Here is a 16,985-nt window from a genome sequence, read left to right as displayed (position 1 = left end):
TACGTTATGATAGATATTTCAAAAATAGAACCCCGAGAAATAATAAAAGGGTATAAAGCAAGATTTGTACATACAGAAAATACTACCCTTGCTTTCTGGGAAGTAGAAAAGGGAGCAGCAATACCTATACACTCTCATATGCATGAACAAACCATGCAGGTGATAGAAGGTAAATTTGAGTTTACTGTTGATGGTAACACCAAGGTGTATGAACCAGGGAGCATGGCTGTTATTCCATCTAATGTTCCTCACGGGGGTGTTGCACTTACAGATTGTAAACTATTTGATGTTTTTAGTCCTGTTCGTGAAGATTATAAAATATAGATGCCACTTTTTGTTTTGAGAGATAGTATTTTTAGAAAGAAAGATTGTGAATGTACTAGTTTTGTAGAAACTTTTGTTTTGTATAAATTTCTATAGCAAGATCGTCTGATTCTTTTTCCCTTTTGCTTATTTCTTTGTTGGTCTTGTCTAAGACATATTCCATTCGTTTGATTAATTTTTCAAGCTTTTCTTCTTTATTTCTTATAGAATTATATTGCTTTAAGTACTTTATGTTATTCTTGTAGTTAAAAAAATCTTTAGATACCGTTTTAAGTTTCTTTTCTAATACTGTTTTTTCTTTGTTCAGTTTCAAATTCTTAAAACAAACTAATATCAGGATAATCGTAAGTAGGAGAGTTAAAAAGGGCATGTTGTGTGTTTAATTTATATATTGATTAATGTTCTTTACATAATTTAACCCTGTTTTTTATACATAAAGCGGGTTAAATCTCATAGGCATAAATGATATCATTGCATAAAAGATGTAATTAAGTTTTTAAAACCTCTTATCCAGATACTCTAGAATATCTTGTATGTAACTATGTTAGTTTTATATATGACGAAAAAGTATAGAAAAACCCCTATTTTTATATGGTTTATTTGTAAGAAATAAGGCAAAAATTGAATTATATTTTTGAAATGAGTAGTATTAATTTTTTTAATCCACAATTCTTGTTTTACAGATATAGCTAAATTAATATAAAGTGGCATAAAAGATTTATAAAGGAAAAAGTTGAAAATTTATGGCACGACATAGCGAAAGCAATGTGCGAGATAGAGCAGTGAGAAAGGTCATAGCTGGGCTAAGACGAGTGTTTTTAACGCAGAAATTCGATTTTTTACTAGAAAGATTAATGTCAATTTATGTTGATTTAGCTATATATACGTAAATTGGTCATAAATTCTTAGAAACGAATCTATGTCCGATATCACAAGATTTTATAGCCTGGCACATATGTGCATTGCACTTATAGGGGGTATTGTGTTATTGGCCATATGGTATAATATTAGAAAACGTTTTAGTCAGTTTCTAGAAGAAGATGATGCACAAAAAAGGAAAGATAAAGGGCTGCTGTATTTAAGCATGGCACTTTTTGTTTGGGTATTTTCGGGAGGATGGATCTATATAGGACATCTTTTTTCTTTTACAGAGACCATCCTATATGATATTGGTTACAGATTGTTTTCAGTAGTAAATACATTGGTATTGATCATGGCGCTTTTTTATTTTGAATTTGCACCACAATTTTTGTCAAAAAATAAAAAAAATACACTTTTACTTATTGGCATAGCTTTGTTAGTATCTGGAGTGACTTTTATACTTGCTCAGAGTTTTAAGGATAATCCGGTGATTAATGGAATTCGAATTAGCGGAGTGCCAGATTTTCTATTTTCCTGCATCCTTACCTGGTTGTTTATGGTATCCTTTTATCGAACATTTATGAATCGTGGATTACAACCAGTGGCCATCATTTCTGTTTTGACATTTTTGCTGATGCTCATATCACAAATGCCCGATGTTTTTGTGGTAATGAGTAATGAATTGTATGAAAATTTGATAAAGATTGTGGCCAAAACCTCTTTTATATCCATCTTTTTGGTGCTTGCTACAAGTTGGGTAATTCAATTGGCATTAACACCAAAACCTAGTGAAATGACCATCAAATTTATGGATTGGTCTTTGGTTAAAATTACGATACCGTCTAAGTCAATTTATGATAAAACCATAGATTTTGGCTCTAAAACTACACAGTACAAGAACCTTTTAAGATTTGCTGTAAAAAGAAAATATAAAGAAGGAAAAGAACAATATCTTATGGTAAACTCTGGAGGCGAGATTAAAAGTCAAACCTATTTGAGTCGTATCATCGAAAATATAAATGATATCCTCGAACCCGAGGTCGAATCAAAATTAGAGAGAAAGGACTTGTTTATGTTTATGGGGCAAGGAAGATATCGACTAAGAGTAATTCCAGAAAATATAAAAATAGATAACACCTTACTACAAGAGTCTGGCTTGAATGAATAGTTTTATTAATTATTTAAGAATGGTAATTGTCACTTTTATTTAGTAATTAGTATAAGATTACAAAACCTCAAAGGTTTGGAAAACCTTTGGGGTTTAAATGTTGTTAGGTTTTTTAAGACTTTAACATTACATCATCTTCTTGTACACTTATATTTTGAGACATCAAATATTGATCAGGAATGTAATGCCTCATTTTGAGAGACGTTTTTCTGAGGCAGGAAAATTGTGCCTCAAAACGCAGGACGTTTTTCCCCTATGGGAAAGTCATGTTTCAAAACGCAGGGCAAAATTCCTAACTATAGAATAATTCTAAATAATTTAGGTTGATAAGGTTTAGTATGTTGATATTTAGTTGTATATGTGATTTGTGATTATTTGTAATCACTTGTATTGCAGCAACAAATTACTATTAATTGCTATTTTTTAGTACATCATTTTTAAAAATTAGAAAACTATGTCTGTTTTGTGTTTTATAATTTAAACACAGCATATGAATTCTGATCAAATTACTATTGATAATCGCGGAGTACTAGGGCACCCAAAGGGATTGGCTTACTTGTTTTTTGCCGAATTATGGGAACGTTTTTCATTTTATGGGATGAAAGCACTTTTGGTATTGTATATGACCAAGCACTTACTATATTCTGATAAAGCATCTTTTGGTATTATGGCGGCCTATATGTCATTGGTGTATGTCACACCTCTGATTGGAGGTATCATTGCCGATAAATATATGGGCTATAGAAAATCAATTGTGATGGGGGGTATTTTAATGGCTGCAGGTCATTTTTTTTTAACCATAGAAACTCCTTTGTTTTTTTATGGTTCATTGGCGCTTATAATAGTTGGTAATGGTTTTTTTAAACCCAATATCTCGACTTTATTGGGTTCATTATATGAAAAGGCAGATAAAAGAAGAGATGCTGGGTTTACCATTTTCTATTTAGGAATTAATGTAGGTGCTGCTTCAGCTCCTTTGATCTGTGCATGGTTTGCAGAAGTGTATGGGTGGCACTATGGGTTTTTGTTAGCAGGGATAGGAATGTTAATTGGATTAGTAGTATTTAAAAGAGGAGAACAAAATAATGTCTTTAGAAATAAAGGATTAGTACCAAATGATGATAATTACAAGAAAAAAATTAGAGGGCTTAACAAAGGTGGTCAAATATGGTGTATGGCTATTTTGTCTGTGCCTGTGTTCGCTTTGATCGTTAAGTTTAACGAGTTTGAACACTATTTGGTGTGGATTGCAACTTTATTCTTAGGAACATACATTATGTATATACTAAAGAATGTATCAATCAAAGAACGTAAGCGGTTAGTTGTCGCCATGTATTTTACCGCCTTGTATGCCCTTTTTTCTGCTGTTTTTGAGCAAGCAGGAAGCTCTCTAACACTTTTTGCCGACAGAAGTGTAAATCTGATAGGAATCAATGCTGCACAGACCAATAGTATCAATGCGGCGTGGATTGTAATACTGGCAATCCCTTTTGCAATGCTATGGACCTTCTTAGCCAGACGTGGAGCAAATCCAAGTTCTCCCTTCAAAATGGGAGTTGGGATGTTACTTCTAGGTGCTGGGTTTGTAATTTTTGGAGCAGCTGCGCAAGAGGTAGATCAGTTTGCCAAAACACCGATGTTTTACTTAATATTGGGATATTTTGTACTTACAGTGGGTGAATTGTTCTTATCTCCTATCGGGCTTTCTAAAATAACAGAATTGTCCCCTATAAAATATATTACGTTTATTATGGGAGTATGGCTTTCGGCAAATTTTTATGGTCATTTTTTTGCAGGAAAAATTGCACAGCTAACCACGGTAACAGAAGGTGAAGCACCTATTTTTTCTGAAGGAGTTTTTGGAACCATCACAGAAACAATAACGGGCTTATCTGCCGATACTCTAGCAGGAGCCATAGAACCTATGCAACAATTATATTCTTATGTGTCTGTATATGCGGTTTTTGGTGTAATCACTATGGCAATTGGTATGTTGGCAATTTTTATTTCTCCTGTAATTAAAAGGTTAATGTCTGGGATATCTTAATTGTAGTTGCAGATATTTTTGTGTGAAAAAGAATCACTCGTTTTAAACGAATGATTCTTTTTTTATTAGAAAAAAACACAAAAGTTGGAGTGAATTTTTTCAATCTATTCTTACGTCAGAAATATTTATGTTTTTGGTAAGTAAAGAATTATAGATCAGAAATGTTTTAAAGATTGATATCCTTGTGAAAACAACAAAAGTATTTTATAAAATCCTTAGAAAAAATGGGAGAATATGAAATAGGTTTGCGTACACACATAGGAGACTGTAAAGAATATACATTTAAAAAAATAGTCATAAGAGATCATTCTTTTAATGAAAATGAACAATTTTCAGAAGAAGTTAAGGAATACTTGTTGTAACCTAATCCAACCTCTGGAAACTTTACAATAAGCCTTGTGTTTTATGTGGCAATGCCAATAAATATAAAACTATTTAGTGTTACTAATAATAAAGTTCTAAAAAGATTTCAAGGAACAGGAAACTCAGAATACTTCATTCCTTTTAACCTACAAGGAGAATTACCATTTAGAATCTATTCTTTGATGCTGGAAATACCAGGCAAAAGTTATGTGCGAAAAATTATAATTGAATAGAAAAATAATATTCTTTAGAGAGCTATTTAGTTTTACAATATGTGTTTTGGACAAAAAAGCTTACTTTTGTAAATTTTACAGACTGTAAGGATACATTATGATTGATAAATTAAATATTGTTAAGCAACGATTTGATGAGGTGAGTGATTTGATCATTCAGCCCGATATCATTGCTGATCAAAAAAGGTACATAAAACTTAATAAAGAGTATAAAGATCTTAAAGCGATTATGGATGAGCGAGATCGTTATATCGAGCTTACAGACAATCTTAAGGAAGCCGAAGAAATAATAGCAGATGGTAGCGATGCAGAAATGGTCGATATGGCAAAAATGCAATTAGAAGAGGCCAAAGAAGAGCTACCTGAACTAGAAGAGAAAATACGATTTATGTTGGTTCCTAAAGATCCCGAAGATGCTAAAAATTGTGTCGTAGAGATTCGTGCAGGAACAGGAGGGGATGAAGCGAGTATTTTTGCGGGAGATCTGTTTAGAATGTATACCAAATATTGCGAAGGAAAAGGTTGGTCTACAAGTGTTGTAGATCTTAATGAAGGTACAAGCGGTGGGTATAAAGAAATCATTTTTGAAGTAAATGGAGAAGATGCCTATGGTACCATGAAATTTGAGGCAGGTGTACATCGTGTACAACGTGTCCCTCAAACAGAAACTCAGGGACGTGTTCATACCAGTGCAGCAACCGTAATGGTGCTTCCTGAAGCAGAAGAATTTGATGTAGAGTTGGATATGCAAGAGGTACGAATAGAAAGAACTACTTCTACAGGACCAGGAGGACAATCGGTAAATACTACCTATTCTGCGATCAAACTACATCACGAACCCACAGGAATGATTGTAAGTTGTCAGGATCAAAAATCATCGCACAAAAACCTGGAAAAAGCGCTTAAAGTTCTAAGATCCAGATTGTATGAGTTAGAACTGGCCAAAAAACAAGCAGCAGATTCAGAAAAAAGAAAAAGTATGGTATCCTCTGGGGACCGTTCTGCAAAAATTAGAACCTATAATTACCCTCAAGGGCGTGTTACCGATCACCGTATAGGGCTAACCTTGTATGATTTGGGAAATATTATTGATGGAGATATTCAAAAAATTATTGATGAGCTTCAGTTAGTAGAGAATACAGAAAAACTGAAAGAATCTAACGAGATGTTATAAGTGTAGTCCAAGATAAAATAATTAAAAGGCCTCATACGAACGCTATGAGGCTTTTTTTATGCAAATTTCATAACCGATAGAAAGACCTCATTTTTGCTACAGGAAAATAAAAATCATCTAATTGTTAACTTCAAAAGAGATTTGTCATTTTGGTTTTTAGTTACTTTTAGTTTTAAAAGAGGAAAAAGAATTAGAGTGTAGTTCTGGTAATTTTTATATAGATATGCTCAATTTTAACAATTATAATCAAAACTGTTAAAATGTTTTTTGTCGTATTAAATCTTGATTTTGAAGAATATATTCCCGGTAAAGAGTTAATAATTTATTTTTGTAAAAAGACTATTCTTTAATCGATTTTTTTCTATAATCCTAAATTATAGATCACTAGGATAATTCAAAATAACCTTGTCAAAATATGTTGTAGAAAGCTTACTAATAGAAGTGTTTTTTTATAATCGAACAATCAAAAAAATATTCATGATTAACTGAAGAATTTTTATGTTAAATTTTCACTATTTGTAGGTTTCTGTAAAAAAAACTTACAAATGTGAACTAGTGTCACACTGAAAGAAAATTAGTTTGGATCAAAATAATTCAGACATAATACCTTGTTTTTATTTGTTAAAATTTATGATGGAAAAACGATAAAGATAACGTATAAAATATGTGGTTTTTGTATAAAACAAAATAGTGTTTTAGATTCGGATTTTGTTCTTATTTGTTTAGTTTTGAGTGATTTATAACTTTTAAACTGAACTCAACATGAAACTAAAAAAAATAGTATTACCATTAGTAATGGTAGCATCTTTTATGGTGCATTCACAGAAAAAAGAAGCAAAAGCTTTCTATCATGGTCAAATTTCTTCTGTAGAATATGTCCCTTCTATAGTATCTCGACCCAATGACTTGCAGGCTCCAGACTATTTACCCAAGGAGGTGAAAGACAAAAGATCATTGGGGCATCAAATTGTTGCAGGTAAAGATCCCCAGACCGATAATGATTATTTTGTAAAGAATAGACATCAAATGGAACAAAGTGTTAAAAGGAATCCGCCGAGTCTTGTTTTTGATACGTTTACCACTAATTCTTTACCTGGTGACCCCTCTTTGGCGATTGGCCCTAACCATGTGTTCGTAGTTTATAATACTGGATTTATGATCTATGATAAAGAAGGAAATCAACTTTTGGGTGAAACCGCTCCTAATCCTGCTATTTTCCCATCAGGGGGATGTTGTGACCTTACGGTATCTTATGATAATATTGCAGATAGATGGGTGCTTTCTTTTTTAGGGAATGGAGCTCAGGTAGCAGTTTCAGATGGCCCTAACCCTTTAACAGCGGGATGGTATGTTTATAATATACCTACGATAGAAGATTATCAAAAACTATCTGTATGGAGTGATGGATACTATATTACCGATAATTCATTTGGACAGAATAAGCTTTGGGCATTAGAAAGGGATGCGATGTTAGTAGGGGATTCTGAGGCTCAGGTTATTGGATTTAATCTTCAGAATCTTGCGAGTCTTGGTTTTATAGCTCCGCAAGTTTTAAATATTACAGATGATAATGCACCTGCTCCTGGAGGCGCTACTGTCGTTTACTTACAGGATGATGCTTGGAGTGGCGTATCCGAAGATCATATTAAGATTTGGACAGTCGATGTAGATTGGAACTCACCGGCAAGTTCTACGGTTTCCAGCCCTCAAGAGATTAAAACTACCCCTTTTATCAGCGTTTTTGATGATGGGAGTTTTGAGAATTTAAGCCAGCCTGGAGGAGGTCTGGATATTGATGCGCTGCAAGGTACGATTATGAATCAAGCCCAATTTAGAAAGTTTGCTACTCATAACTCCGCGATATTTAATTTTGTAGTAGATACTGATGCTGGCCCTAGTGAGTTGGCAGGGATACGTTGGTATGAATTTAGACAAAGTGGGGATAATCAACCTTGGTCTCTATATCAAGAAGGGACATATACCGCACCAGATGGAAGACATGCCTGGATGGCCAGTATGGCAATGGATAAAAATGGAAATATAGGAATGGGATACGCTTCTATGTCTGGACCTACAACGCCTACCACAGTTCGGGTTAGTTCTTACTATACTAGTAGACTAAGCTCTGACCCATTAGGAGTAATGACAGGTGAAGAAGAACTTATTGCGAATGGAAATCAAAATGCCCCTAGTAAACGTTATGGAGACTATAGTAAAATGGATGTTGATCCTATCGATGATTCTTCGTTTTGGTTTATTACAGAATACTTTAAGAGTGGTACTACGACAGCTGTTGTTGGAAAATTTCAAATAGAAGTCGATACTCCTGATACCGAATCGCCTACTGTACCAACGAATTTGATGGCAAGCAATATTACGACTAATGGAGCAACACTTAGTTGGACAGCATCTACAGATAATGTAGCAGTGACTGATTATACTATTTCTATAAATGGTAACGCTGTAGGTACGTCACAAACTACAGCCTTTGATGTAACAGGACTTTCTCCTACTACATCATATAACGCTTCTGTAACTGCTAAAGATGCTGCAGGTAATGTCTCTGAAGCAGCAACCGTTTCATTCACTACAATTACTAATGATATTACCTATTGTGATTCTGCAAGTAGAAATGCAAGTGAAGAATATATTAGTAATGTGCAGTTAAACACAATTAATAATACTTCTACTGGTCAAACATATACAGATTTTACGTCGGTTTCTACAAATTTAAATCAGGGGCAAACCTATACGATTTCTATCACTCCTACTTGGGTAGGTGCTATATATAGTGAAGGTTATGCAGTTTGGATTGATTACAATAATAACGGTAGTTTTGATGATGCAGGAGAACTAGTTTGGTCTAAATCAGCTTCGAGAGATACGGCTAACAGCGGATCATTTACGGTTCCTAGCGGTACTTCTCAAACTTCTGTTAGGATGAGAGTGTCTATGAAGTATGGCGGAGTTCCTACTTCATGCGAAACTTTTAGCTATGGTGAAGTAGAGGATTATACGGTTAATCTTGTGATCTCTGGAGTTGCTGTTAATGCAAATGCGAGAGTTCTGAAAGCATTTACAGAAAATGTGAAAAGTAATATTAAAATGTACCCTAATCCGGCCAATTCAGAGTTAACCATTGATATCAAGGAAGGTAACTTTGACGAGATCAAAATATTTTCATCTACAGGAGCCATTGTTAAAAAACTAACACCAAAAGTTGGAGCTAATGTTATTGATGTATCCCAGTTTACTACAGGAGTGTATTTTGTAAGATTTGTATCTAAAAAATTGGCTGTTACTGAAAGGTTTATTAAACAATGATCGTTTAATCTAAAGAACTCCCCCAAGACCCATGTCTCGGGGAGTTTACCAAAAGTTACAAAAGAGATTAAGATAGTTTTTATTTTATAAATGGTCTTAGGCCTCTACAATAAAAAAATCGTTCTGTTCAAAAACATTCGTTTTTTCTTAACCGTAGACTTGTAAATAGAAACAATTTTATTTTGTCCTAGACAAATCAAAAACTACCTGTCTCTTTAATTTTAAGTTTTAAAATAGATTAAAAACTTAAAAAGTAGTTTTGATGTTTTTTATACTTGAAGCTTAAATTTTAACAATTGCGAACAAAACTGTTAAAATGCTTTTTGTCTTAATAACTATTGATTTTGAAGAACCTATACCTGTTTTGATATTGGCTATTTGGATTGTAAAAAGATGATTCTGTATTCGGTCTTATTTATAAATTCTCATAACGTATCAAACGTGATAACTAATAAGGTAACTTTATCAAAATATGTTGAGGAGAAGTTCTTAACAGAGCCATTTTTAATTAATGAATAAGTGAAAAATACGGGAGTTGAATTATGAATTTGAGATGTCTATTTTTACGGGTTTTATTTTTTTAAAACTAACGATTCGATATAAATCATCGATATGTTGAAGGAAAATTAGGATACATCAAAATAATTTAGACATAATATCTTGTTTTTTTGTTAAAATTTAGGGCCAAAAACAAAAAACCACATATAAAATATGTGGTTTTTCCATAGAATAAAATAAAGTTTTATATTCGGTTTTCAGTCTTATTTGTTTAGTTTTGAGTTGTTTATAACTATAAAACTAAACTCAACATGGAATTAAAAAAAATAATATTACCATTGGTAATGGTAGCATCTTTTATGGTGCATTCTCAAGAAAATGAAACTAAAGCTTTTTATCATGGAAAAATATCTTCTGTAGAATATATTCCTTCTATCATATCAAGGCCTAATGATGTTTTGTCTCCTGATGATTCAAAATTGAAAGGAAAAGATAAGAGGTCATCCTTGTTAGGAAGTAGAGTAGTAATAGGTAAAGATCCTCAAACACAGAATGACTATTATGTAATGAATAGACATGAAATGGAACAGAGCGTCAAGAGAACTCCTCCTAGTCTTGTTTTTGATACCTTCTCAAAAGATTCAGATGCAGTTACGGACCCTTCTTTAGCAGTTGGTCCCAATCATGTGTTCGTAGTTTATAATACTGGATTTATGATTTACGATAAAGAGGGAAATCAACTTTTAGGTGAAACCGCTCCTAATCCCGCAATTTTCCCTTCAGGCGGATGTTGTGATCTTACGGTATCTTATGATAATGCAGCAGATAGATGGGTCATTTCTTTTCTAGGAATTAACGGAGACACAACTCAGCTGGCAATTTCAGATGGATCCAATCCGCTTACATCGGGTTGGTATGTATACAATCTTCCAGATGTATTTGATTATCAGAAATTATCTGTATGGAGTGATGGATATTATATCACAGACAATGGTTTAAGAAATTTGTGGGTATTAGAAAGAAGTGCTATGCTGACGGGAGATCCCGAAGCCCAGGTTATTGGTTTTGATCTCAACGGCATTGTTAGTAATCGTTTTATTGGTACTCAAGCCTTTAATGTTACCGATGATAATTTACCTGCACCAGGAGGCGCTACTATCGTTTATTTACAAGACGACGCTTGGGAGGGAGTGTCTGAAGACCATATTAAACTTTGGACCGCAGATGTAGATTGGGAGAATCCAGAAAATTCTACAATTTCTGATCCTCAACAAATTAATACTGCACCATTTATAAATGTCTTTGATAATGGGGATATTGCAAATTTAAGTCAACCCGAAGGTGGTGGTGCTATTGATGCATTACAGGCAGCGATTATGAATCAGGCTCAGTTTAGAAAATTTGCAACTCATAATTCGGCTGTATTTAATTTTGTAGTAGATACCGATGCCGGTCCAGGTAAACTGGCAGGAATACGTTGGTATGAGTTTAGACAAAGTGGAGATAACCAACCTTGGTCTCTATATCAAGAAGGGACATATGCCGCACCCGATGGAAGACATGCCTGGATGGCAAGTTTGGCTATGGATAAAAATGGTAATATCGGCATGGGATATACCTCTATGTCGGGGCCTACAACTTCAACAACAACGAGAGTTAGTTCTTACTATACCGGTAGGTTGAGTTCTGATCCGTTAGGAACAATGACAAGTTCAGAAGAACTGATTGCAAATGGTACTGCAAATATTGTTGGTGCACGTTATGGAGATTATAGTAAGATTGATGTAGATCCATCTGATGACTCTTCATTTTGGTTTATTACCGAGTATATGAATAGTGGTAGAAAAGGCGTGGTTGGAAAATTTCAAATAGAAGCAGGTACCACTGATACCGAAGCACCTACTGCACCAACCAATTTGATTGCAAGCAATATTACACCTAGTGGCGCAACACTTAACTGGACAGCATCTACAGATAATGTAGCAGTGACCGGATATACTATTTCTATAGATGGTACCGTTGTGGGGGCGTCTCAAACTACTACGTTCAGTGTAACCGGACTTTCTCCAGCTACATCATATAATGTTTCTGTATCTGCTCAAGATGCTGCAGGTAATGTCTCTGGAGCTGCAACCGTTTCATTTACCACAATTACTAATGATATAACCTATTGTGATTCTGCAAGTAGAAATGCAAGTGAGGAGTATATTAGTAATGTGCAGTTAAATACAATTTACAATACTTCTACTGGTCAAACCTATTCAGATTTTACGTCGGTTTCTACAAATTTAAACGAAGGAAAAACGTATACGGTTTCTGTAACTCCTACATGGGTAGGTACCATATATAGTGAAGGTTATGCAGTTTGGATTGATTACAATAATAATGGTAGTTTTGATGATGCAGGAGAACTAGTTTGGTCTAAACCAACTTCGAGAGATACCGCTAATAGTGGATCTTTTACAGTTCCTGTTGGTACATCTCAAACTTCTGTTAGAATGAGAGTGTCTATGAGGTATAGTGGAGTTCCTACTTCATGCGAAACTTTTAGCTATGGTGAAGTAGAGGACTATACTGTTAACTTAGCAGGCAGAGGTGTCATTAATGATAATACGAAAGCTCTAAAAACATTTGCAGAAAATGTAAAAAGAAACATTAAAATGTATCCTAATCCGGCAAATTCAGAATTAACTATTGATATCAAAGAAGGTGATTTTGATGAAATCAAAATACTTTCATCTACAGGAGCTATGGTCAAAAATATAAGCCCAAAAATAGGATCTAATGTTATTGATGTATCTCAGTTTACAACGGGAGTGTATTTTGTAAGATTTACATCTAAACGACTGGCTGTTACCGAAAGGTTTATTAAACAATGATAATTCAATTAATAATTGTCACAAAAGACCATCCGAAAAAGATGGTCTTTTTTTATAAATAATAACTGCGAAATACTTATCTAATAAGTTGTTTGTATTTTGTTTAATCTTAATCACATTATATTTTTAATCTATATAATGTATCTCGAATAAAGCTTATTTTATCAATGTTAACTCAGTATAATATTTTTGTTTAGCTTTTTAGCTTCTTTTGTAAAGGCAAAAAGAAAAAATGATTGTTCCGATTTCAGGAATAAGCCCTATCCAGATTGCAGAACTTTCTTTTTTTAAATACTCTTCTTTACCATAAATTGTTTCATTATTATTTTGAATTTGAATCACATCTAAAGTAATTTTGTCTGAAGATTCTTTAAAGTAAGCTTCAATAGTATCATTAATTTTGTTAAGTAAATTAGAATAGTTTTTGTCAGATTTATATATTCCTAATCTTTGATTTAACCCAACTAAGTCCAGAAAAAATATAGTAGAAGGTAAACTATTATAGTTCCTTTAGGTTTTAGTTTTTCCTATTCGTTTTCCTATTCCTGTATGACGATTGACTTCAGGTAAATCAACGCTCTGTTTTTGATATCCTTTATAAGCAAGCAGAAAATAAATAATAGAAGTTAAAGCGATGCCAAAAGATGATGTTTTTTTCAAGTTATCTATAGATTTTTTTTAATGATAACATAGGGTTTACTAATAAAACCAATTGTAATAAAACATGGTAAAAATGATACTCTTTAATAATATGGTTTTATAACCCTTTTAATTGTGCATCCCTCACTTTTTTAAATAGATTCGATGAATACACAAAATCTGTTATCGCTTTATTATCGGTTTTAAATATTTGACTTTTGTCACCTTCCCATTCTAAAAATCCATTTTTAAGAAAAACGATTTTTTCTCCAATTTCCATTACAGAATTCATGTCATGAGTATTGATCACGGTAGTGATATTATACTCTTCTGTAATTTCTTTAATAAGATTATCGATTACAATAGCTGTTCTGGGATCTAGTCCAGAATTGGGTTCATCACAAAATAGATATTTTGGTCGGGTTACGATAGCACGAGCAATGGCAACACGTTTTTGCATACCACCACTAATTTCTGAAGGTAGTTTTTTTTCTGCATTTTCTAGATTTACTCTATCTAGAACCTGATGAACTCTTTCTAGCATTTCTTCCTTTTTCTGTTGTGTAAACATCATAAGCGGAAACATAACATTTTCTTCAACTGTCATAGAATCAAATAGTGCACTTCCCTGAAAAACCATCCCCATTTGTTCTCTTAGATCTCTTTGCTGTTGTTCATTTAATTCAGAATAAATACTTCCGTCATAAGAGATTGCTCCTTCTTCAGGTGTAAAAAGACCAAGTAAACATTTTAAGAAAACGGTTTTACCACTACCACTGGTTCCGATAATCAAATTGGTTTTACCACGATCAAAAGTAGTAGAGATGCCTTTCAAAATTTCCTCTCCGTTAAATCCTTTATGTAGATTCCTAACTTCTATCATGTTAACTTAATAATAATTGGGTGAGTACATAATTGGAAATAATGATCACTACCGTAGTCCAGACAAATGCAGTGGTACTTGCTTTACCTACTTCTAGTGCACCACCTTTCATATAATAACCATGAAAGGATGGGATAGTAGCTAATAAAAAAGAAAATATAAAAGTCTTAATAAATGCATATACCAAATGAAAAGGAATAAACTCTTCTCTTAAACCAGTTAAGAAATCACTGCTAGATAAAAAACCTCCGTATACACCAGCTATATAGGCTCCAAAAATACCTGTAAACATAGCAATAGCAATAACAAAAGGGTACATTAACATCGCAATTACTTTGGGAAATACAAGATAGTTTACAGAGTTAATACCCATTACTTCTAATGCATCAATTTGCTCGGTTACTCGCATGGTTCCTATACTAGATGTAATAAAAGATCCAACTTTACCAGCCATAATTACAGAAATAAAAGTAGGTGCAAATTCTAATATTACAGATTGGCGTGAAGCAAATCCGATCAGCTGCTTCGGAATTAAAGGGTTGGTTAAATTTAAAGCGGTTTGAATAGCTATCACGGCACCTATAAAAAATGCCAGAAAAACGGTAATTCCTAAAGAGCCTAATATAAGGTCATCAATCTCTTTAAATATTAAATTTCGTATTACAGAACCTTTAGTCATTCGACTAAAAACTCCTTTAAGCATTAAAAAATAGCGACCAATATCGTCTAAGTAAAACATTCTTTATGATTAGAAAGGCTAAAATAGAAAAAAAAATATCCATAGCATTTAACCTTTTATTAAAGTTTTTACATTTATCAAATAGTAATTTAGCAAGCTAAATATGAATAAACAATGACAACAAGATTACTTTTAATAGCCATATTAATTTTATTCTCTACTCTTGGTAATTCGCAAGAGAAAGTGACCGTTCATCATTCACCCAGGTTAGTGGTTGGTATTGTTGTAGATCAAATGCGGTATGATTATATAACGCGATTTTATAATAGGTATGGTGAAGGAGGGTTTAAGCGTATGATTAATGAAGGATTTAACTGTAAGAATAATCATTTTAATTATGTGCCTACCTATACAGGGCCAGGGCATGCTTCTGTATATACAGGAACGACTCCACAAAATCATGGAGTTATTTCTAATCATTGGTATGATAAATTTACCAAAGAAGTAGTGTATTGCGCAAGTGACAGTTCGGTAAAAGCAGTAGGTAGTACTAGCGAGTTAGAACGTATGTCACCTCATAGAATGAAAACCACCACAGTTTGTGACCAAAATAGATTACATACACAACTAAGAGGAAAAACTATCGGTATTGCGATAAAAGATAGAGGAGCCATACTACCTGCAGGACATACCGCGAATGGCGCATATTGGTTTAGGGGTAAAGAAGAAGGCAAGTGGATTACCAGTACCTATTATCGTAATGAATTACCAGAATGGGTAAAGGATTTTAATAATTCGGGTAAGGCGGCTTCATACCTAAAAGTATGGAACACATTGTATGATATTGATAGTTATACAGAAAGTGGCTCTGATCTTAATCAATTTGAGACAGGATTTAAAGGTAAAGAAAAAGCAATTTTCCCTTATGACTTAGGGCAATTAAAAGGTCAAAATTCTGAGTATGATATTATTAAAGGCTCTGCTTTTGGAAATAGTTTGACAACAGATTTTGCCATTGCAGCAATCGAAGGAGAAGCATTGGGGGCAGATGCTATTACAGATTTTCTTACGGTTAGTTTTTCTAGTACAGATTATGTTGGACATAATTTTGGAGTAAATTCTAAAGAAATACAAGATACCTACCTAAGACTGGATCAGGATTTAGAAAGGTTTTTTAAAACATTGGATACCAAAGTAGGAACGGGGCAATACACCGTTTTTCTTACAGCAGATCATGGAGCTGTACATGTACCGTCTTATCTGAAATCAATTAAAATACCAGCAGGTTATTTTGATAAAGATGCGTTTAAAACCAAGGTAAAAATGTTTGTAAAAGAAGTGTATAAAATAGATGATTTAATTGAAAATATATCAAATCATCAAATCTTTTTTAACTATAAGGAATTACAGAAAAATGCAATTAACCCTGAAGCATTACAGAAAAAATTGGCAAATTTCATATTGTTACAAAAACATGTGGATAAAGTATTTACCAGAAACCAATTACACGAAGAAAATTACACCTCTGGAGTTGCAGAACTTATTCAGAAGGGATTTCATCAAAAAAGAAGTGGAGATGTTGCTTTTGTATTAAATCCAGCTACGATACCTTATTCTAGAACAGGATCAACTCACGGAAGTGGCTTTGTTTATGATACACATGCACCCTTATTGTTTTTTGGTCATGGAATACAAAAGGGAAGTACAACCGTAAAAACAGTAATTACCGATATAGCACCTACAATTTCGGCGTTATTAGGGATTACCTTTCCTAATGGAACATCAGGAAAGGTATTACCATTTGTGTTAAAATAAGAAACAGAAAAGTTGAGTTTGCATTAGTTCTTTTTAGCTAAGTTCTAAAATAAGTATGTTTTATCTTTGATACTATTAAATTTTGAGCTTTGATCCCA

11 protein-coding genes and 1 pseudogene are annotated in these 16,985 nt (G+C 33.4%); 9 read left to right on the top strand and 3 right to left on the bottom strand.

The features are described 5' to 3' along the window. Positions 1 to 6 precede the first annotated feature (6 nt). Positions 7 to 324: a cupin domain-containing protein gene (locus ABW636_RS18930; RefSeq protein WP_367591646.1), complete on the top strand. Its 318-nt coding sequence runs from the start codon at positions 7 to 9 to the stop codon at positions 322 to 324. A gap of 55 nt (positions 325 to 379) precedes the next feature. Here ABW636_RS18930 and ABW636_RS18925 read toward each other — a convergent pair whose 3' ends face one another. Further along, positions 380 to 637, bottom strand: coding sequence for a hypothetical protein (locus ABW636_RS18925; protein WP_367591645.1), 258 nt, complete (start codon positions 635 to 637; stop codon positions 380 to 382). Between the two features lie 606 nt (positions 638 to 1,243). On the opposite strand from ABW636_RS18925, the gene ABW636_RS18920 reads away from it, so the two are divergent. The 7 genes and pseudogenes from ABW636_RS18920 (at position 1,244) to ABW636_RS18890 (ending at position 12,871) form a co-directional block, all read left to right on the top strand. Beyond that, positions 1,244 to 2,353, top strand: a complete 1,110-nt coding sequence (locus tag ABW636_RS18920) for a hypothetical protein (RefSeq protein ID WP_367591644.1) — start codon at positions 1,244 to 1,246, stop codon at positions 2,351 to 2,353. Between the two features lie 490 nt (positions 2,354 to 2,843). Beyond that, positions 2,844 to 4,400 carry a peptide MFS transporter gene (locus ABW636_RS18915; protein ID WP_367591643.1) on the top strand — a complete coding sequence of 519 codons (1,557 nt, stop codon included), beginning with the start codon at positions 2,844 to 2,846 and terminating at the stop codon, positions 4,398 to 4,400. A 224-nt stretch (positions 4,401 to 4,624) separates the two neighbouring features. Then, complete coding sequence (locus tag ABW636_RS18910) at positions 4,625 to 4,762, top strand: hypothetical protein (protein WP_367591642.1); 138 nt, start codon at positions 4,625 to 4,627, stop codon at positions 4,760 to 4,762. A gap of 12 nt (positions 4,763 to 4,774) precedes the next feature. Next, positions 4,775 to 4,996: pseudogene (locus ABW636_RS18905) on the top strand (hypothetical protein); the annotation flags it as partial. Positions 4,997 to 5,093: 97 nt separating this feature from the next. Next, complete coding sequence (gene prfA, locus ABW636_RS18900; protein WP_367591640.1) at positions 5,094 to 6,170, top strand: peptide chain release factor 1; 1,077 nt, start codon at positions 5,094 to 5,096, stop codon at positions 6,168 to 6,170. 762 nt (positions 6,171 to 6,932) lie between these two features. Next, positions 6,933 to 9,494 (top strand): GEVED domain-containing protein, encoded by a 2,562-nt coding sequence (locus tag ABW636_RS18895; RefSeq protein ID WP_367591639.1) that lies wholly within the window; start codon positions 6,933 to 6,935, stop codon positions 9,492 to 9,494. Positions 9,495 to 10,303: 809 nt separating this feature from the next. Further along, on the top strand, positions 10,304 to 12,871 hold the full coding sequence (locus tag ABW636_RS18890) for a GEVED domain-containing protein (protein ID WP_367591638.1): 2,568 nt from the start codon (positions 10,304 to 10,306) through the stop codon (positions 12,869 to 12,871). Positions 12,872 to 13,628: 757 nt separating this feature from the next. On the opposite strand, the gene ABW636_RS18885 is transcribed toward ABW636_RS18890, so the two are convergent. Then, positions 13,629 to 14,393, bottom strand: coding sequence for an ABC transporter ATP-binding protein (locus ABW636_RS18885; protein WP_367591637.1), 765 nt, complete (start codon positions 14,391 to 14,393; stop codon positions 13,629 to 13,631). Position 14,394: 1 nt separating this feature from the next. After that, positions 14,395 to 15,132, bottom strand: a complete 738-nt coding sequence (locus tag ABW636_RS18880) for an MlaE family ABC transporter permease (RefSeq protein ID WP_367591636.1) — start codon at positions 15,130 to 15,132, stop codon at positions 14,395 to 14,397. Between the two features lie 114 nt (positions 15,133 to 15,246). Between ABW636_RS18880 and pafA the strand changes: the two genes are divergently transcribed. Next, the gene (pafA, locus tag ABW636_RS18875) at positions 15,247 to 16,887 is read left to right on the top strand and encodes an alkaline phosphatase PafA (RefSeq protein WP_367591635.1); all 1,641 of its coding nucleotides are present in this window, start codon (positions 15,247 to 15,249) and stop codon (positions 16,885 to 16,887) included. Positions 16,888 to 16,985: the final 98 nt, after the last annotated feature.

The organism is Aquimarina discodermiae (assembly GCF_040786235.1).
Taxonomy (GTDB): domain Bacteria; phylum Bacteroidota; class Bacteroidia; order Flavobacteriales; family Flavobacteriaceae; genus Aquimarina.
This window is presented reverse-complemented; position numbering and strand designations above follow the sequence as displayed.